Here is a 16,594-nt window from a genome sequence, read left to right on the forward strand (position 1 = left end):
GACCGGGACGGACCGACCGCGTTCCGCCGCGGTCACCTGTCGTGCTCGTGCTCGCGCTCCGCCTGCCCACGTCTGCCCTTCGTCGAGTGCCGTGCGTCATCCTGCCCGATAAGCGAGCGCGGCTCCCCACGGGGAGCGGTCACGACGCCAGGAAGTCCGAGACGTTCCGCTCGCCGTCGAGCGTCGCCGGACGCGAGCGGTCCTCGGCAGCGGGGGCTGAGCGCCCGGTCGATCCGGTGCGGTCACTCCAGGAGCGACTGCACCGCGTTCCACAGGTCGTGCTGCTGTCCCCCGGAGAACCAGGCACCAGTCCGCTTGTAGCGGTAGGCCCGGTCGCCCGCCCCGGCCCACCCAGACCCGTGCACGTGACCCACGGGACTCCCGTCCGCTCGCGTCACGTCCCACTCCGACGGTGAGCCGCTCGGAGACCCGTCGCGCGTCACGACGTAGTGGTGTCCGGCGTCCGTCTCGACCTCGAACCGCTGATGGTGATCGAGGTCGGCGTCGCGATCCTGTTCCCGGCCGTCGATCGTCACCCTCGCGATGTTCGCCTGCACGTCCACCATCCTGCACGGCATCGGCAGGAGGAACCGTTCGATCGACTGTCCAGCCGCCGACGTCCTCCCGCCTGCCCAGGCTCAGCGCACCCGCACCGTCACGGTCTCGATGCCCGCGTTGCCGTGCCCGTCCATCGCGTACACCGCGAGCTTCCAGTTGCCGGCAGTCGTCGGTGCGGTGATGCGCAGCGTCCCGTCGCCCGTGGTCGTCACCGGCGTCGGCCGGAGCGCCCCGTTGCCGTCGATCCACCGGCTCGTCACCGACACCCGGTAGGTCACGGTGTCGCCGTCCGGGTCGACCGCCGGAGCGGTCACGGTCACCGTCGACCCGGGTGCGACACCCGTCGAGGGCGAGGCGGCGATGCGCTGGATGACGGGCGGCCGGTTGCCGGTCACCGGCCCGCCGTACGCCTGCTGCACCGCGTAGTACGACAGGCGCTTGAGGCCACCGGTGCGGAGGTTCAGCCACACGCCCTGCTCGTCGTCCTCCACGCCGTAGTGGAACATCGTCGCGCCGAGGGCGACCCCGGGAGCGGCGGTCACGGCCTTCCACGCGTCGGTGTACGAGCGCGCTGCTGCGGTGTCGCTCGGCTGCTGCGGGACACCGTTCGCGTCCGCGGGGACCTCCCACGACCCGGCCGGCCCGGTCTCGGTGACCAGGTACGGCTTCGTGTAGCCGCCGTCCCGCCACTTCTGCTGCACCCAGCCGATGCCGCCGTAGGTGTTCACCGCGTAGAGGTCGAGGCTCGGGGTGTACTGCCGGTACAAGTCCCAGGCCTCGGTCGTCGCGTCGGTCGACGTCACGGGGTGCGCCGGGTCCGCGGCGTGGATCGCCTTCGCGACCTGTTCGACGTACTCGGCGTAGGCGACGCGCTGCGCCTCGCCCTGGCCGAGCATGACCTCGTTGCCGACGTCCCACATGAGGAGTCCGCGGTGGTCGCGGTAGCTCGTGACGGTCTTCGTGATGCTCGCGAGCGTGTTCGACTTGTACGCGGAGTCGTTCACGTAGTCGACGTCCTGGTTCAACCAGAGGCCGGCGACGACGCGGATGCCGTGTGCCTCGGCGGCGTCGAACAGCTGACGGGAGGACGCGTCGGTGCCCCACGTCCGGACCGTGTTCACGCCCATGCCGGCGATGTCCGCCATGTACGACGACGCCTCGGCGGCCGGGGGACCGTACGTCACGCCCTTGACGAGCCAGGGCTTGCCGTCCACGGTCAGCTGCCACTTCCCCTGCGAGCCGGTGACCCGCACCCCCGCGGCAGGCGACGGTGCCGGCGTGGTGGGCGTGGGCGGCGCCACCGGAGTCCCCGTCACCTGGAACTCCCACAGCGAGTAGCCGTGGACGGTGCCGCGCTGCACGCCGAGCATCCGGACGTACCGGCCCGTCCCGGACACCGCCTTCCGGACGACCCCGCCCTTGCCGGCGGTCACGTTCGAGACGGTGGTCCAGGTCTTCGCGTCGGCCGACACCTGCAGCTTGTAGGCCTTCGCGTACGCGACCTCCCACCGCAGGGTGATGCTCGAGATCGTCGCCGTGCGGCCCAGGTCGACGCGCAACCACTGCGCGTCGGTCCGCGCACTCGCCCACCGTGTCGCGGTGTTCCCGTCCACCGCCTTCGCGGCCGACCGCGAACTCGAGTCGGTCGACGACGCGACGGCCGGCCGCCCGGTCGACAGGACGGACGGTGCGGCGCTGGCGGCCGGTGTCCGCAGCGCCACGAGCAGGGCGGCGAGCAGGACGACCGCGAGCACCGCCGCGGCCAGTCGGACGGTCGTGGTGACGGTGCTGCTGACGGCGCGCATCGAGATCCTCCGGTCGTGTCCGGGCAACGCTACGGAGCGTCGACGCCACCGGTCAACGGCTCGGAGTCGCCCCAGTCCGAGGGGCCGTCAGGGGACGTCCGCGACCGGCACCGTCCGCGCCGACGCCTCAGCTCCGGATGACCTCGAGCCTCCCCGGCCCGATCGGCACCACCCCGGCGCGGTAGTCGATCCGGCCGCCGGTCGCCGTGGCGGCATCGACCCGCACCGCGGCCGCGCCGAACCGCCAACCCCGGTTGATGCAGTACACGCCGAACTCGACGACGCCCTCGTCCGGCAGCACCCAGGTGCCGGAGCCCCACTGCGCGGGGTGCCCGACGCCGTCGACGGTGACGGTCGGTCGCGCGCCCCAGGCGAACCAGGGCTTGCGCAGTCGGAGTTCGACCCGGCGGCGGGTGGTGCCCGAGGGCGACGGAGCCGGTGTCACCACCCGAGCGTCCCGGGTTCGCCCTTGAACGGCCCGACGATGTCCGCGGTGATCCAGCCGCCGTAGAAGTCGCCCGCCTGCGCCTGCACGCGTTCGCCGGCGACCTCGCACGAGTCCATCCGCGACGGGTAGACGGCGACGTGGTCACGCAGCTCGCCGTACCCCTGCCACGGGGACCGGTACGTCCAGGCACCCCGCGGCACGACCTCGTCGCCGCCGTGCACGTCGAAGTACGTCGCACTGCCCTTGAACTCGCACATGCTCGAGCCACTCGTCGGCACGAGCGCGCCGGGGGCGAAGTCCGCGATCGACAGGTAGTAGACCGGCGGGTGGCTCGTCTCGAGGACGCGGAGGGCCGCCGTGGTGTCGGCGATGACCTGCCCGCCCAGGCGCACGACGACACGGGCGCCGGTGCGCTCGACGCGCGGTGGCCGCGGGTACTCCCAGACCGACTCCTGACCGGGTCCGGGCTGCACGGGAACGGGGTGGCCGGGGCTGCGTCGCGTCATGCTCCCGTTGTACCCGCCTGTGGTCGCCGGACTGGAGGCGCGTCACCAGCTGGCACCGGGCCTCCCGTCCGGGACGCGGGGGCGACGGCGACGCACCCCTGGCCACAGGACCGTGGCAGGGCTACGCTCGCGGGCACACCACCTCCTCAACGACGAGAGGCTGTCCCGTGCGCCGAACCATCGCGATCACCCTCGCGGCCGTGACCATCGTCGGGGCCCAGGCCCTGGCCGGTCCCGCGACCGCCGCTCCCGCACCACCCGCCACCGCCCGCCATCACGCCCCGGCGGCGACGCACCAGAACCCGATGGCCCTGCGCCTCCCGGACGGCGAGACGGCCGCGAGCTGCGCCGACCCGACCGCCCTGCACGGGGTCGGGCGCGACCGGAACTGGTACCTGTACTGCACGACCGACGCGATCTCGGAGACGGAGACGACCCCGGACGGCGCACTCGTGCAGCACAGTGTCCCGACGTACCGGTCGACGGACCTGACGAACTGGACGTACGTCGGCGACGCCTTCGACACGAAGCCGGCCTGGGTCGGCGAGGCGAACGGCATCTGGGCCCCGGACGTCGTGTACCGCGCCGGATCGCGGGGGAAGCCGGGGACCTGGTTCCTGTACTACACGGCGTCGGACACCCCCTCAGCGACCGGTCCGACCGGCGGCGGCTCCGCGATCGGGGTCGCGACGAGCAGCAGCCCGACCGGACCGTGGACGGACTCCGGCGGACCCGTCGTCGCGCCGCAGACCGCGCCGAACGGTGACGGCTTCCGGTGGTCGTTCGACCCCGAGGTCATCACCGACTCCGGCCGGACCTACCTGTACTTCGGCAGCTACTTCGGTGGCGTGCACGTGCGGCAGCTCACGGCCGACGGCCTGCGTTCGCGTCCGGAGACCGAACGCCAGATCGCGATCGACAACCGGTACGAGGGGTCGTACCTGATGCGGCACGGCGGCTGGTGGTACTACATGGGCTCCGCGACGAACTGCTGCAACGGATCGCTCACCGGGTACGGCGTCTTCGTCGCCCGCTCGAAGAGCCCGCTCGGGCCGTTCCGCGACCGCGACGGCGTCGCGATCACGGACACCCGGGTGGGAGGCTCGCCCCTCCTCGCGCAGAACGGCAACCGCTGGGTGGGCACCGGCCACAACACGGTCGTCACCGACTTCGCCGGTCAGGACTGGATGATCTACCACGCGGTCGACCGGACCGACCCGTACTACGCCGGGCAGACCGGGTACACGAAGCGCCCGGCGCTCATCGACCCGATCGACTGGGTCGGCGGCTGGCCCGTGGTGCGCGGGGGAGCAGGACCCTCCGACTCCGTGGAGCCCGCCCCGGCGGCACAGCCCGGGCAGCGCTCCGCGTACCGGCCGCGCCTCGCCCCGGTCGACGTCCCGGCGCGGACGATCCGGTCGCTGTCCACCGAGTTCGACGGCACCGCGCTGCCGCCGACGCTCACGTGGACCCGGCAGCCGGACAGTGCCACGTACGGAGTCTCCGGCGGCGCCTTCCGGTGGCAGACCCAGGACGCCGACCTGCATCCGCCGCAGACGCCGCTCGCCTCGGTGCTGACCGAAGCGGCACCCGCCGGGGACTACGTCGTGGAGACCCGGGTGCGGATGGACACCCCGGCGACCGGTGACTCCTTCAACTACCGGCAGGGCGGACTCGTCGTGTACGGGGACGACGGGAACTACGTCCGACTGGTGTCGAACTCGATCTTCAACACCCGGCAGACCGAGTTCGGCAAGCAGGTCAGCGGTCAGCCGGACGGTGCGCCGAGCTACGGCAACATGGTCGTCGGGCCGGTCGGGGACGCCACCACGCTCCGGATCGTGCACCGCGTCGTCGACGGGGAGCACCGCTACACGGCGTACACGAGCATCGACGGCCGCCACTTCGTCCGGGGAGGCACTTGGACGGCCGACCTCGGGTCGACGCCGCGCATCGGGCTCATCTCGCTCGGCGGTGCCGGGTCGACGAGCACGTTCGAGCACCTGCGGGTGAGCACCGTCCGGTCGACGCGGTAGGGCGCACGAGGAGGCGCAGTCAGGGGTCGGCGGGTCGCCGGTCGGACGGGCTCGGTGGCGGCTGACACCGCGGGCACCACCAGAGCCGTCGGGCCGGCGAGCCGACGACCTCCACGTCGTCCCGGGCGGTCACCGTCGTGCCGCAGCGCAGACACCGCCGCCCGGCTCGGCCGACCACCCAGTGCCGTTCGCCCCGTCGGAGCAGACCCGTGGTGACCTGGTACGCCTCCGGCACGGTCGCCGAGTGGTGCAGCATCCGCCGGGCCGTCGCGACCAGGGCCTCGGCGTCGACGTCCCCGACGGGCCGGTCGGGGTGCAGGCCGCGGACGAAGCCGAGTTCGTTCACCCAGAGGTTGCCGAGTCCGGCCACCCGTCGCTGGTCGAGCAGGACGCTCCGGACGGTGGCGTCCGGCTCGGCGGTCAGGCGCCGGACGGCCTCGGCCGCGTCGAAGTCCTCGTGCAGCAGGTCCGGCCCGAGGTGCCCGACCACCGCGTGCTCGTCCACGGTGTCGACCAGGTCCACCACGGGGAGGTCGATGCCCCAGACGACCCGGCCGTCCTCGAGCCCGAGACGCACGCGAGCCCGCTGCGCCACGGTCGGAGGCAGCCGGCGACCCGGGGACGTGACGGTCCACGAGCCCTGCATGCGCATGTGGGTGTGCAGGGTCGTCCCGTCGTCGAACCGGGTGAGCAGGTGCTTGCCGTGCGTCGCGTGCGCGAGGACCCGACGCCCGGCGAGACGTCGACCCGCGGCCCCGCCGCCGCGCAGCTCGCCGCTGACGACGCGCGCCCCGTCGACCTGCCGCAGGCGGGCGGCGAGCCGGTGGACGGAGTCACCCTCGGGCATGCGCCGACGCTACGACCGCCCACCGACACGCCCGCTGCCGGGGCCCGGACGGGAGGCACGGGGAGACCTGGCAACGGGCCTCCCGTCCGACGGGTGGTGGGCCGGACCGCTCAGGCGGCGGCGACCAGCCCCTGCGCGCGGTCGCCGGCAGCGTCCCCGCGGAGCATGCGGTCGGCCGTCCGGAGGGACAGCGCCATGATCGTGAGCGCCGGGTTCGCGATCACCGCGCTCGGGAAGACCGAGTTGTCCGCGATCCAGAGGTTCGGGACGTCCCACGACCGACCGGCCGCGTCGACCACCGACGCGCCGGGGTCGGTGCCCATCCGGGCGGTGCCGATCGTGTGCGCGGTGCGCTCGAGCACGCGGACGTCCTGCCCGCCCGCGGCCTCGATGATCGCGGTCATGGTGCGGACGGCGTGGCGCCGGATGGCCTCCTCGTTCGAGCCGGGCGTGAACGTGATCGTCGCCTTCCGGATCCCGTGCTCGTCGACCTCGTCGCCGAGGACGAGTCGGTTGTCGTCGTACGGCAGGCACTCGGCGTTGATGCCGACACCGGCCATGTGCGGGTAGTCCCGCATCGCCCGCACCAGGGCCGCGCCGCGGAGCCCGCCCCCGCGCACGAGCGACGTGGCGAACGTCAGCGGCTGCACGCCGAGGCTCTGGATCAGGTACCCACCGGCGAAGTCGGCGTCGGCCGGGCGGACGAAGTCCTCGGTGATGATCGAGGACGGGTAGCCGCGGTAGGACCGCATCGACTCGTCGAACCGGGCCCAGACCTGCGTGGCACCGTGCGCGGTGAAGTTCCGGCCGACCTGACCGCTGCTGTTCGCGAGCCCGGTGTGCAGGAGCAGGCGGGGCGTCTCGACCCCGCCGGCCGCCAGGACGAGGGCGCGGGTGCGCTGACGGTGCTCGCGACCGTGCTGCCGGTAGACGACGGCCTCGACCTCACCCCGCGCGTCGAGCTCGATGCCGTGCACGAACGCCTCGGCGCGGATCTCCGCACCGAAGGCGACGGCGGCCGGCAGGTACGTCGTGTCCATCGAGACCTTCGCGCCGTTCCGGCAGCCCTGGTGGCAGGAGCCGCACGAGACGCAGGCGTGGCGGAGACCGTGGTGCTCCTGGTGCCGGTCCTCCGTGGTGAGCGCGACGGGGGCGTCCGTCGCGGTGATCCCGACGGCTGCGGTGCCGCGCATCATCATGTCCGACGAGGCGTTCCGGCCCGGTGGGCGCATCGCGTACCGACGTGCGGGGTCCCACGGGTAGTGCTCGGGGCCGGCGACGCCCACGTCGTGCTCGACCTGCTCGATGTAGCGGACGAGCTCAGCGTGGTCGACCGGCCAGTCCACGCCCTCGCCGGTGTCCGACCGCAGGTGCAGGTCGTGCGCGCTCGGCCGCGGTGTGAAGGCACCCCAGTGCAGCGTCGACCCGCCGACACCGGTGCCGCTGTTGTTCGGACCGAAGGCGGTCGGGGCACCGCCGCCGCTGATCCGCTCCTCCATCCAGTTGATGTCCGCCGGTGCCTCGACCTCGTCGGGCAGGTGGTCGCTGGGCTCGGTGTTCCGGCCGGCCTCGAGCGCGACGGCCCGCAGGCCGGCACGGGCCAGGCTCGCGAGGAGCGGTGCGCCGCCCGCACCGGTGCCGACGACGACCACGTCGACGACCTCGTCTTCGCCGTACCGGCGCTGGTGGTCGAGTCTCATCGTGTCGCTCCCGGTTCCCATGCTTCGCGTTGTCCGGCTCCCAGCAGCTGGAAGCCCTGCTTGCGCACGCCGTCCCCGCCGTTGGCGAAGCCGTCGTAGTCGATCGCGGCCATCGTCGCGGGGTGGGCGAGCCACTGCTTGACGAGGTCGACCCCGGCGTCCTCGGACCACGCCCGCAACTGCCCGGCGTCGAGGACCCCACCGGCGGGCGAGTACGTGCCCTCGTCCACGGCGTCGAGGACCTCGGCGAGGTGCTCGTCGGACACCGCGGCCTCCGGGGCGAGGACGTCGAGTGCCGCCCGGTACGCGTCCGGATCGGCGGGCATGCCCTCGGTCCGCCAGCCGTCACCTGCCCCGGCGGCGAGCTGGGCGTCGACGCGCAGCGCGAGGTCGATCGCCCGGTCCGCGGCCTGCGGCACGACCACCCGGGCGACGGCGCGCAGGGTGTCGAGCTGCTGCGGGGTCAGTGCATGTGGTTCCGCCGCCGGGTCGTCGGGGAGCGCGCGCTCCGCGAGCACCCCGCGGGTCCGGGCGCTCACCCGCGGCGATGCGACGACACGGGCGGAGTCGGTCGGGACGGTCGGCCCGTGGTCGACGCGTCGGGTCCAGAACGACCGGATCCGGTCGGCGACCGCGTCCGGCTGTTCCCAGGGCAGGAGGTGCGCGGCGTCCGGCACGACGTCGAACTCGCCCCGGGTCCAGTGCGGGAGGGTCAGTCGACGTTGGGCGTCGGGGCCGAGGTCACCGTCGTCCGCGCCGGCGAGCACGAGGGCCGGCACCGGACTCGGCGCGAACGTGTCGGACCAGTCCTCGCGACTGCCGCGCAGCAGCCACGCCCTCCAGGCTGCCGGATCGGCCCGCTGCACGTCGTGCACGGCCATCGCGGACTCGTGCGGGGGCAGCTGGCCCGCGGTGTTCGCGTCCACGAACGCGGCGGCCTCGTCCGGCCCGATCTCGTGGTCGGCGGCCCAGTCGAGCATGGTCTGCCGACGTCCCTCGTCCATCGGCTCGGGGGAGAGGGGCGACGCCGCCAGGAGCACGACCGCCCGCAGTCCGAACAGGCCGTTCGCGCCGCTCATCGTGCGGCCGGCGACGACCGCGGCGACCTTGCCGCCCATCGAGTGCCCGATCAGCGCCCACTCGGTGGCGCCGCTGGTCCCGATCGCACGCTCGACGAGCACGGCCATCTCCTCGACGGTGGTGCCGCTCGCGGCCGGACTCGTGCCGAAGCCGGGCAGGTCGATGCCGACGAGGTCGAGGGTGCCGTGCAGGCGGGTCCGCAACGCGGCGAACTCCTCGGAACTCGACCCGAGGGCGTGGAGGCAGAACGCGGTCGCCGTCATGGGTCGTTCCTACCGTCGGGGGAGCCGGTGTCCACAGCGCCGTGTACCCCGAGCGGGCACGACCCTCGGTCTCGATCGGTGCCACTCCGCGCATCGGCTGAGCCGCAATCGGAAGCATGCGACCGTCGGGGTACAGGTCGATGCGTGTGGACCGGCCGATCCTGGGACCGACCTGGAAGTCGCGCGGCTTCCGTGACGAACGTCCTCTCCAGCCCGTCTCATCCGTGAACAGCACCCGTTGGGAACGTCCGGCGGGCCATCGGAAGGAGACACCATGACCGACACCACCACGACCACCGTCGCGACCACGTCGACGGGCAGCTCGGCGCTCACGTCCACGTCCACCGGGAAGACCATCGTCGACGACACCGTCGTCGCGAAGGTCGTCGGCATCGCAGCCCGCGACGTCCCCGGCGTGCACTCGCTCGGCAACGGAGCCGCCCGCGCCATCGGTGCCATCCGCGGTGCGATCGGGCAGCGTGACCTCAGCCAGGGCGTCAAGGTCGAGGTCGGCGAGAAGCAGGTCGCCGCCGACATCACCATCGTCGCCGAGTACCCGGTGCCCCTGCAGCAGGTCGCCGAGGACGTGCGTTCCGCGGTCTCCCGTGCGCTCGAGGAGATCGTCGGCATGGAGGTCGCCGAGGTCAACGTCACGATCCAGGACGTCTTCATCCCGGGTGACGACGACGAGGACGAGGACAAGAAGGAGCCGCGCGTCGCATGAGCGCCACACTGACCGGCGCCCTGATCGGCGCCCTCCTGGCAGTCGCAGCACTGCAGTTCGGCTTCTGGGGCTTCGTCCTCGTCGCCGTGTTCGCCGCCCTGGGTGCGCTCGTCGCGGCACTCGCAACCGGACGCGTCGACCGAGCCGCGCTGACCGACGTGCTGACCGGACGCCGGAGCTCCCGGTGACGGACAGCCCGGGCACGGTGCCGGGCCGCGTCGAGATCACCACCCGTGCCCTCACCTCGTGTGCGCGCGCCGTCGCCGCCGAGCGGCTCGGGGCACCCATGAAGCGGGTGCGGGTGGACCTCGGCGACGCCTCCGGGGCACTGGCCATGGACATCACCGGCCCGATCGCCGCTGGCACGGACCTCGTCGAGCGCACCACGTCCGCCGCCGCTGAGATCCGGAGCCGCGTGAGCGCCCTCACCGGTCGTCGGGTCGGCGCGGCCCGCATCGAGTTGACCGGGATCGTGCGCGAGCGCGACGTCCGGGTCCGGTAGGAGAGGACGCCATGAGCAACAATCCCGTCGAACGTCGGCTCCGTCGCCGGAGCGTGTACCGGTCCCGGTCGACCGCCGTGTCCGTGGCGCTGGTGGTGCTCGTGCTGGTCGCGGCGTGGATCGGCACCGAGTCGGTGCTCCGTGCGATCGGAGCGCCGCCGCTCCTGGCCGACCCGCAGACGGCGGTCGACGCCGCACTCGCACCGGACGCGGCCTTCGTGACGATGATCGAGGTCATCGCCGCGGTGCTCCTCGTCGCGGGGATCGTCCTCGTGGTCCTGGCACTCAAGCCCGGCCGCCAGCACCGATCGGTCGTGGCGCACGACCGCGGCGCCGTCGTCATCGACTCGTCGATCGTCGCCTCGACCGCCCGGAACGCCGCCGGTCGTGCCGCGGGTGTCCCCGACGGGCACACCACCGCGAGTGCCCGCGGCCTCCGCACCGAGGTGTCCGTGGTACCGATGTCCGGCATCCCGGTGGACTCCACAGCCGTCGAGCACGCCGTCGCTGAACGGCTCGGACAGCTCGACGAGCGGTTCGGCCGCCACGTCACCGTCCGCGTCAGCGAGAAGGGCTCCCTGTCATGACATCGAGCAACCGCACCATCAACCGGGTGATCCTGTTCGTGCTCGGCCTCGTCTCGGTCGTCGTCGGACTCGCGATGGGTGCCGGAGTCCTGCCCGCCGTCCGGGACGCACTGCGGCCGTACGTGACCATCCCCGACCGCGTCGAGGTCCCCGCGGCCTCGCTGTGGGTCGTGGCGGCGGCCTGCCTCGTCGTGGTCGTGCTCGCGCTCGTCTGGGTCCTCACCCGCGGGCGGGGCGGCACCGCCGTCGCTGTGCGGGAAGCCCAGGGCGACGACGAGGTCACCGTGAACGTGGCCCTCGTCCGTGACGTCATCGACCACGAGCTGGCCGGCGTGCGCGACGTCGTCTCCTCGAAGGTCGATGTCTACACGGTGCGCAAGCACCGCGCTGCACGGCTCCGCGTCGCGGTCCGCCGTGGCGGGGACGCCGTGACGGTCCTCGACGCAGTGGACGCCGCGATCACCACCCTCGACCGGACCCTCGGTCGTCAGGTGCCGGTCCTGGTGCACCTCACCGGAGGCACGCACGTGCCCGTCTCGAAGGTCTCGCGCGTCGTGTGACGGACCGTACGGGCCTCCCGAGGTCCTGCAGATGCTCCGGATAACGCATCACCTACTGTGTAGTGTGCCTAACTACTGAACGGGGAGCATGGTGGAGCGGTACACGCACCACCACGGAAGGACCGGTCTGATGCACTCGACACCCTCGAGTTCCACCTTCGTCGACGGGGACACCCCGACCGAGGCCATCGACATGACGGCTCTGTTCGCGGAGCAGTCGCGTGACGGCCTGCTCGACACCATCTGACCGGCACTCTCCGGTCCCAGGAGCGTCGATCTCGACCGCTCCGTCGCCCCCCGGGTGACACCCCTGCACCACAACGGCACCTCGCGGTGCCAGTCTCGAAAGGCACTCCCATGAGCTTCCTCGGCTTCATCCTCCTCGGCCTCATCGCCGGCGCCATCGCCAAGCTGATCCTCCCCGGTCGTCAGGGCGGCGGCTGGCTCGCCACGCTCGTGCTCGGTGTCATCGGCGCCCTCATCGGTGGCTGGCTCGGTGGCCTCATCTTCGACGTGGGCTACGACGGCTTCTTCAGCATCCAGTCCTGGATCATCGCGATCCTCGGCGCGCTGATCGTCCTCGTCATCTGGGGTGCGATCACCGGTCGCCGCCGTTCCCGCGCCTGACCCTGCCGGAGCCCGGCACGTCGCCGGCACCACGAAGAGCCCCGCACCTGGAGGTGCGGGGCTCTTCGCCGTTGCGGGACGAGCAGGGCTGCGGTCAGGTCCGGAACGTCGCTGCGGTCAGTTCCGGGACGCCGTCGGTGGGTCGGTGCGGAGGGACTTCGCTGCCGGCTCGTCGGAGTGCGAGGACGCGGCGTCGATGAACCGTCCGCCGCCCACCTCGGCCGTGCGTCGTCGGAGCTCGTTGACGAGGTCGTCGTCCTCGGGCTCCAACTCGTCGTCCGGTGCCGTCTCGACCATGATCTGCGACGCGGGGCCCAGCAGGATCTCGGCCTTGACGCCGGTGCCGTCCTCGTCGGCGGTCGGGATCTCGACGATGTCGGTCGTGCCGTTCTCCCCGAGGGCGGCGGCGTACGCGAGGGCGGCGGCGGCGATGGCGTCCCCGGTCATGATCCGGTTGTCGCCGTAGACGATGTACTTCATCCGATGGTCTCCATCGCTCCAGACAACCGACGGCCGAGCATGCCGGCTCAGCCGACGGCCAGGTGTGGGGGTACGCGATGTCGGAGGTCGTCGGCATCCTCGAGGTGCATGGACTCCGTCGAACAACCCCTGGTGCACATCGACCGCCGCGGTTCCGCCGTCGACGAGGCGGTCGCGTTCTACGAGCGCGTCTACTCGAGCCGGGACATCTCCATCGGGCGGGCTGCCGCCGAGGGGTTCTCGTGGCGCTACCGCCTCGTCGGGGACGACGCGGTGACCGTCGGGACGTCCTCGGTGGCGGCGCGTCGCTGGGGAACCATCGAGCCCGGGGACGACTACGTCCTGGCCTGGGCGTCCGCGCCGGGCATCCGGCTCGACACGGCTTCGTCGGATCCTGTCGAGATGCAGCCCGGCGTGCCGGTCATGTACCCCGCCGGGCGGGCGTTCGCCTTCGATGCCGTGCCGACCGCGCAGCACGTCATCCGGTTCGACCGCGCTTTCCTGGAGTCCGTCGCCGCCGCACGACAGGGTGACCTGCCGGCCCCGCTGCAGTTCGCGCGGCAGGCGGACCCGGGGGCCCTCCAGCGCCTCAAGGCCGTGGTGTCCGGAGCCGCCGGTGCCCTGCTCGACCCGACGACGGCCCGCGACCGCCGGGCTGCGCTCGACACGGCGGTCGCCGAGGCGGTCGTGCTCGCGTTCGACGCCGTGCCGGTCCCGCCCTCCCGGCTCCTGGACGGCGGACCCGCGACGATGCGGACCGCCCAGGAGTGGATGGTCGCGAACGCCCGGCGACCGATCACCATCACCGACGTCAGCGAGGCGGCCGGGGTGGCGGTGCGGTCCCTGCAGGCCTCGTTCCGACGGCACACCGGTGCCTCGCCGATGCACTTCCTGCGACAGGTCCGCCTGCACCGGGTGCGCGCCGAGCTCGCCGCCGCCGACGCGAGCACCACCACCGTCGCGCAGGTCGCCCTCGGGTGGGGCGTCGGGCACCTCGGACGGTTCTCCGGCACCTACGCGGCCACGTTCGGCGAACCGCCGTCGGCAACGCTCCGCCGTCGTCCCGGCGGCTGACCGACCGGTCCGGGAGTGGCCGTTCCGGGCAGGGCGAGGGTGCCCCTCCCAGCACGCGCGGACCCGCAGGGCCACGGCGGTGCGCACAGCGGACACCGTGTCCGGACGGCGTACTCGCGGGAGCCCGGCGGTTGGTCCGGCCGGGCGGACGCGGGATGCTGGTCCGTGCGCCTCCGAACCCCTCGGGACCAGCGCACCAGCAGGAAGAGCGCACCGTGAACGAGCGCATCCGTCCCTCCCTCCACGACCTCCGCCGCCAGCCCGACGAGTGGCACCGCCGCGGTCTGAGCCACCCCGACGAGATCGACGCGATGGTCTCGCGCCGGACGTCCGGGTCGACGCCCGCCGAACCCACCTACGCCGACTTCTTCACCGGCGTCTGACCCGGGACGCCGCCGGGGCACCGCCCGCTCCCGGCGCCGCACCCGGCGCGCGTGCTCCCGGCGCCGCACCCGGCGCGCGTGCTCCCGGCGCCGCACCCGGCGCGCGTGCGTAGGCTCGGCGTCATGTCCGACTTCACCGCCGACCAGGCCGCCGTCGTCCGCATCGAACGCGCCGAGGAGGGCCGCTGGGACCTCACCATCGTGAGCGACAGCGGCGTCCCGATGGGGCACGGCGTGCACCTCTTCGACCACACGCAGGACGACGGGGTGGACGAGCTCGCAGCCGCCGCGGACTTCGTCGGCGGCTACGGGTTCCGGTTCGACGGCGAGGCCGTGCAGCAGGACGGGCCGGACGCGTTCTGGGCGCCGCTCTTCCGGAGCTGACGGGTCACGCCCGGACCGGCGCCGCCCGGCCCTGCCCTCCGCGGACGACGGTCACGGTCCGCGTTCCCCGGATGGGATGATGTCGCGGTGCCACCGATCGACGACGACAACGGGTTCCGCCGACAGCGGTTCACGGACGCCGGGGGAGCGGACTACACGGCGATCTTCCGGTCCGAGTACTCCGGTCGGGACCTCGTCGGGGCGACCGCGACGGTCACGGACGCGTTCGCGACCGAGGGCACGCGGTACGAGTACTCGCTGATCGGCGACGCCGACCTGACGCTCCGCACGATGAACGCGCACGGCGGCCGTCGTGGTGGCGTGATCGGTCCGCGGGACGACCACGTGCTGTTCTGGCTCCAGCAGGGCCGCCTCGAGATGCACTTCGCGGACCGGTCCCGGGTGATCGAGCCGGGGACGCCCTACATCGCCTCTGCGTCCGAGGCGTACCGCTTCGCCTCCGAGGGCACGGTCTACAACGGCGTGCACATCTCGGACGCGTTCCTGCGCCGGACCGCGGCCGAGCTCGGCTACCGGATGCCCTCGGGGCCGGTGCTGTTCGACCAGCAGGACGAACGCATCGCGCGGTACGGGCCGCTCCGGCGTCTGCTCCGTGAGGTCAGCCCGACGCTCATGGACGACCGGGTGCGCGGCGCGATGCGGACGGCCCTGAACCGCCGGCTCGCCACGGTCGTGCTCGACACCTTCCCCGTGCGGGACCGTGGCGACGACGTCCCGACCGCGAGCCGGATCCGGGACGCCATCGCGTTCATCGAGGAGCACGCACGCGACCGCCCCTCCGTCCCGGCCATCGCGGCCGCAGCCGGACTCAGCGAGCGCGGCCTGCAGGAGGTGTTCGCCCGCACCCTCGGCGTCACGCCGAACGGGTTCCTGCGCGACCACCGCCTGGACGAGGTCCGGCGGGAGCTCCTCCGCGGTGCGTCGCCGAACAGCGTGCTCGAGGTGGCCCGGACCTGGCGGTTCACGAACCCGAGTCGGTTCGCCGTCGCCTACCGGGCGCGGTTCGGCGAGGACCCATCGGCGACGCTGCGTGCGTCGACGTCGCAGCGCCCCGACGGCGGGTCGTCGTGGCGGATCCGGCGGGCGGTCGACTACATCGAGGCGCACCTGGACGGGGCGTGCTCGGTGGCCGACATCGCGGCGGCGGCCGGCCTCCGGCCGCGACGCCTGCAGCAGCTCTTCCGGGAGGAGCGGGGCACGACGCCCAGCGCCTTCCTCCGTGAGCTCCGCGACCGTCGCCGTCGCGGTGGCTGGCCGGAGCGACGCTCCTGACGGGCTGACGGGCTGACGGGCTGACGGGCTGACGGGCTGACGGGCCGGGAGGCACGGGGCCGGGTGGGCCTCCCGTCCGGCGTCCCGACGACGCCGCGCGTCAGCGTTCGGTCGTGGCGGGCGCTGCGGTGGCGAGCGCGACCATCTCGGCGACGACGGCGCGGAGGCGGACGGCCAGGTCCGCCTGGGACTGCACGGTGAAGCGGTGGGCGGCCTCGGACAGCGCCGACATGACGAGGGCGACGGCCGTGCGGGCGGTGTCCTCGTCGGTCCGGGTGGTCACCGCGGCGATGAGGGCCTGACGGGACTCGGCCATCCAGCGCATCACCATCGAGGTCATCTCGGGGCGACGGACGAGGAGCTCCTTCGCGCGGGCGCGGTCGGCGGCGAGCGGGACGGTGTCCGCGACGAGGGTGCAGACGTCGTCGACGAGCCGACCATCCGCGGCTGCGAACCGGTCCCGCACGACGTCGGGGACCTCGACGGTGTCGAGCCCGATCGCGGCGTGCGCCTTCGACGAGAAGTAGTTGAAGAACGTCCGGGGGGAGACGTCGGCGTCCGCGCAGATCTGTTCGACGGTGACCCCGTCGAGCCCCTGCTCGGTGACGCGCGTCAGAGCGGCGTCGTGGATCGCCTGGCGCGTCTGCTGCTTCTTGCGCTCGCGGAGCGTGCACGGCTCGGTGCCGTCGGGGTGTGCGGGTGCTGCCGTGGTGGTCACGGGAGGACCTCCGGGGTGG

The 16,594-nt window shown here is 73.0% G+C and carries 20 protein-coding genes; 11 read left to right on the plus strand and 9 right to left on the minus strand.

The features are described from left to right. Positions 1-242: 242 nt before the first annotated feature. The 4 genes from DEJ34_RS03355 to DEJ34_RS03370 all read right to left on the minus strand — a co-directional run bounded on the left by DEJ34_RS03355 (position 243) and on the right by DEJ34_RS03370 (position 3,317). Complete coding sequence (locus DEJ34_RS03355) at positions 243-557, minus strand: hypothetical protein (RefSeq protein WP_146232783.1); 315 nt, start codon at positions 555-557, stop codon at positions 243-245. Positions 558-638: 81 nt separating this feature from the next. Further along, positions 639-2,363: a discoidin domain-containing protein gene (locus DEJ34_RS03360; RefSeq protein WP_110911443.1), complete on the minus strand. Its 1,725-nt coding sequence runs from the start codon at positions 2,361-2,363 to the stop codon at positions 639-641. A 127-nt stretch (positions 2,364-2,490) separates the two neighbouring features. Then, entirely contained in the window at positions 2,491-2,808 is a 318-nt protein-coding gene (locus DEJ34_RS03365) for a hypothetical protein (RefSeq protein ID WP_146234147.1), read from the minus strand. Continuing rightward, positions 2,805-3,317 carry a DUF427 domain-containing protein gene (locus tag DEJ34_RS03370; RefSeq protein ID WP_110911442.1) on the minus strand — a complete coding sequence of 171 codons (513 nt, stop codon included), beginning with the start codon at positions 3,315-3,317 and terminating at the stop codon, positions 2,805-2,807. Before DEJ34_RS03370 ends, DEJ34_RS03365 begins: the two co-directional genes overlap by 4 nt. Positions 3,318-3,484: 167 nt before the next feature. Here DEJ34_RS03370 and DEJ34_RS03375 point away from each other — a divergent pair, with 167 nt between their 5' ends. Next, complete coding sequence (locus DEJ34_RS03375; protein ID WP_110901379.1) at positions 3,485-5,353, plus strand: family 43 glycosylhydrolase; 1,869 nt, start codon at positions 3,485-3,487, stop codon at positions 5,351-5,353. 19 nt (positions 5,354-5,372) lie between these two features. Here DEJ34_RS03375 and DEJ34_RS03380 read toward each other — a convergent pair whose 3' ends face one another. The 3 genes from DEJ34_RS03380 to DEJ34_RS03390 all read right to left on the minus strand — a co-directional run bounded on the left by DEJ34_RS03380 (position 5,373) and on the right by DEJ34_RS03390 (position 9,243). Then, positions 5,373-6,200: a DNA-formamidopyrimidine glycosylase family protein gene (locus DEJ34_RS03380; protein WP_110911441.1), complete on the minus strand. Its 828-nt coding sequence runs from the start codon at positions 6,198-6,200 to the stop codon at positions 5,373-5,375. Between the two features lie 110 nt (positions 6,201-6,310). Beyond that, complete coding sequence (locus DEJ34_RS03385) at positions 6,311-7,900, minus strand: GMC family oxidoreductase (protein ID WP_110911470.1); 1,590 nt, start codon at positions 7,898-7,900, stop codon at positions 6,311-6,313. Continuing rightward, positions 7,897-9,243 (minus strand): alpha/beta fold hydrolase, encoded by a 1,347-nt coding sequence (locus tag DEJ34_RS03390; RefSeq protein ID WP_110911440.1) that lies wholly within the window; start codon positions 9,241-9,243, stop codon positions 7,897-7,899. Before DEJ34_RS03390 ends, DEJ34_RS03385 begins: the two co-directional genes overlap by 4 nt. A gap of 274 nt (positions 9,244-9,517) precedes the next feature. On the opposite strand from DEJ34_RS03390, the gene DEJ34_RS03395 reads away from it, so the two are divergent. The 6 genes from DEJ34_RS03395 to DEJ34_RS03420 all read left to right on the plus strand — a co-directional run bounded on the left by DEJ34_RS03395 (position 9,518) and on the right by DEJ34_RS03420 (position 12,243). Next, positions 9,518-9,967, plus strand: coding sequence for an Asp23/Gls24 family envelope stress response protein (locus DEJ34_RS03395; RefSeq protein WP_110890377.1), 450 nt, complete (start codon positions 9,518-9,520; stop codon positions 9,965-9,967). Further along, positions 9,964-10,155: a DUF2273 domain-containing protein gene (locus tag DEJ34_RS03400; RefSeq protein WP_110823578.1), complete on the plus strand. Its 192-nt coding sequence runs from the start codon at positions 9,964-9,966 to the stop codon at positions 10,153-10,155. The genes DEJ34_RS03395 and DEJ34_RS03400 overlap by 4 nt, the downstream gene beginning before the upstream one ends. Further along, positions 10,152-10,469, plus strand: coding sequence for a hypothetical protein (locus DEJ34_RS03405; protein ID WP_110911439.1), 318 nt, complete (start codon positions 10,152-10,154; stop codon positions 10,467-10,469). The genes DEJ34_RS03400 and DEJ34_RS03405 overlap by 4 nt, the downstream gene beginning before the upstream one ends. An 11-nt stretch (positions 10,470-10,480) precedes the next feature. Next, positions 10,481-11,056 (plus strand): DUF6286 domain-containing protein, encoded by a 576-nt coding sequence (locus DEJ34_RS03410; protein ID WP_110823580.1) that lies wholly within the window; start codon positions 10,481-10,483, stop codon positions 11,054-11,056. Further along, positions 11,053-11,616, plus strand: coding sequence for a hypothetical protein (locus tag DEJ34_RS03415; protein ID WP_110911438.1), 564 nt, complete (start codon positions 11,053-11,055; stop codon positions 11,614-11,616). The genes DEJ34_RS03410 and DEJ34_RS03415 overlap by 4 nt, the downstream gene beginning before the upstream one ends. A 357-nt stretch (positions 11,617-11,973) precedes the next feature. Further along, on the plus strand, positions 11,974-12,243 hold the full coding sequence (locus tag DEJ34_RS03420) for a GlsB/YeaQ/YmgE family stress response membrane protein (protein ID WP_110823582.1): 270 nt from the start codon (positions 11,974-11,976) through the stop codon (positions 12,241-12,243). 117 nt (positions 12,244-12,360) lie between these two features. On the opposite strand, the gene DEJ34_RS03425 is transcribed toward DEJ34_RS03420, so the two are convergent. Continuing rightward, positions 12,361-12,723, minus strand: a complete 363-nt coding sequence (locus DEJ34_RS03425; protein WP_110911437.1) for a hypothetical protein — start codon at positions 12,721-12,723, stop codon at positions 12,361-12,363. Positions 12,724-12,831: 108 nt separating this feature from the next. On the opposite strand from DEJ34_RS03425, the gene DEJ34_RS03430 reads away from it, so the two are divergent. The 4 genes from DEJ34_RS03430 to DEJ34_RS03445 all read left to right on the plus strand — a co-directional run bounded on the left by DEJ34_RS03430 (position 12,832) and on the right by DEJ34_RS03445 (position 15,857). Continuing rightward, entirely contained in the window at positions 12,832-13,797 is a 966-nt protein-coding gene (locus DEJ34_RS03430; protein WP_110911436.1) for a helix-turn-helix domain-containing protein, read from the plus strand. A 215-nt stretch (positions 13,798-14,012) separates the two neighbouring features. Further along, positions 14,013-14,180 carry a hypothetical protein gene (locus DEJ34_RS03435; protein ID WP_181419415.1) on the plus strand — a complete coding sequence of 56 codons (168 nt, stop codon included), beginning with the start codon at positions 14,013-14,015 and terminating at the stop codon, positions 14,178-14,180. A 123-nt stretch (positions 14,181-14,303) separates the two neighbouring features. After that, positions 14,304-14,564 carry a hypothetical protein gene (locus DEJ34_RS03440; RefSeq protein ID WP_110823585.1) on the plus strand — a complete coding sequence of 87 codons (261 nt, stop codon included), beginning with the start codon at positions 14,304-14,306 and terminating at the stop codon, positions 14,562-14,564. Between the two features lie 87 nt (positions 14,565-14,651). Then, positions 14,652-15,857 (plus strand): helix-turn-helix domain-containing protein, encoded by a 1,206-nt coding sequence (locus DEJ34_RS03445; protein ID WP_110823586.1) that lies wholly within the window; start codon positions 14,652-14,654, stop codon positions 15,855-15,857. Between the two features lie 100 nt (positions 15,858-15,957). Here DEJ34_RS03445 and DEJ34_RS03450 read toward each other — a convergent pair whose 3' ends face one another. Further along, complete coding sequence (locus DEJ34_RS03450) at positions 15,958-16,575, minus strand: TetR/AcrR family transcriptional regulator (RefSeq protein WP_110823587.1); 618 nt, start codon at positions 16,573-16,575, stop codon at positions 15,958-15,960. Positions 16,576-16,594 lie beyond the last annotated feature (19 nt).

It is taken from the genome of Curtobacterium sp. MCPF17_050 (genome assembly GCF_003224435.2).
Lineage (GTDB): Bacteria > Actinomycetota > Actinomycetes > Actinomycetales > Microbacteriaceae > Curtobacterium.

Bases quoted from the DNA above. Each gene is read 5' to 3' on its own strand.
- DEJ34_RS03360 (WP_110911443.1), bottom strand. From the start codon at position 2,363: ATGCGCGCCGTCAGCAGCACCGTCACCACGACCGTCCGACTGGCCGCG.
- DEJ34_RS03370 (WP_110911442.1), bottom strand. From the start codon at position 3,317: ATGACGCGACGCAGCCCCGGCCACCCCGTTCCCGTGCAGCCCGGACCC.
- DEJ34_RS03380 (WP_110911441.1), bottom strand. From the start codon at position 6,200: ATGCCCGAGGGTGACTCCGTCCACCGGCTCGCCGCCCGCCTGCGGCAG.
- DEJ34_RS03385 (WP_110911470.1), bottom strand. From the start codon at position 7,900: ATGAGACTCGACCACCAGCGCCGGTACGGCGAAGACGAGGTCGTCGAC.
- DEJ34_RS03390 (WP_110911440.1), bottom strand. From the start codon at position 9,243: ATGACGGCGACCGCGTTCTGCCTCCACGCCCTCGGGTCGAGTTCCGAG.
- DEJ34_RS03395 (WP_110890377.1), top strand. From the start codon at position 9,518: ATGACCGACACCACCACGACCACCGTCGCGACCACGTCGACGGGCAGC.
- DEJ34_RS03400 (WP_110823578.1), top strand. From the start codon at position 9,964: ATGAGCGCCACACTGACCGGCGCCCTGATCGGCGCCCTCCTGGCAGTC.
- DEJ34_RS03410 (WP_110823580.1), top strand. From the start codon at position 10,481: ATGAGCAACAATCCCGTCGAACGTCGGCTCCGTCGCCGGAGCGTGTAC.
- DEJ34_RS03415 (WP_110911438.1), top strand. From the start codon at position 11,053: ATGACATCGAGCAACCGCACCATCAACCGGGTGATCCTGTTCGTGCTC.
- DEJ34_RS03420 (WP_110823582.1), top strand. From the start codon at position 11,974: ATGAGCTTCCTCGGCTTCATCCTCCTCGGCCTCATCGCCGGCGCCATC.
- DEJ34_RS03425 (WP_110911437.1), bottom strand. From the start codon at position 12,723: ATGAAGTACATCGTCTACGGCGACAACCGGATCATGACCGGGGACGCC.
- DEJ34_RS03430 (WP_110911436.1), top strand. From the start codon at position 12,832: ATGGACTCCGTCGAACAACCCCTGGTGCACATCGACCGCCGCGGTTCC.
- DEJ34_RS03440 (WP_110823585.1), top strand. From the start codon at position 14,304: ATGTCCGACTTCACCGCCGACCAGGCCGCCGTCGTCCGCATCGAACGC.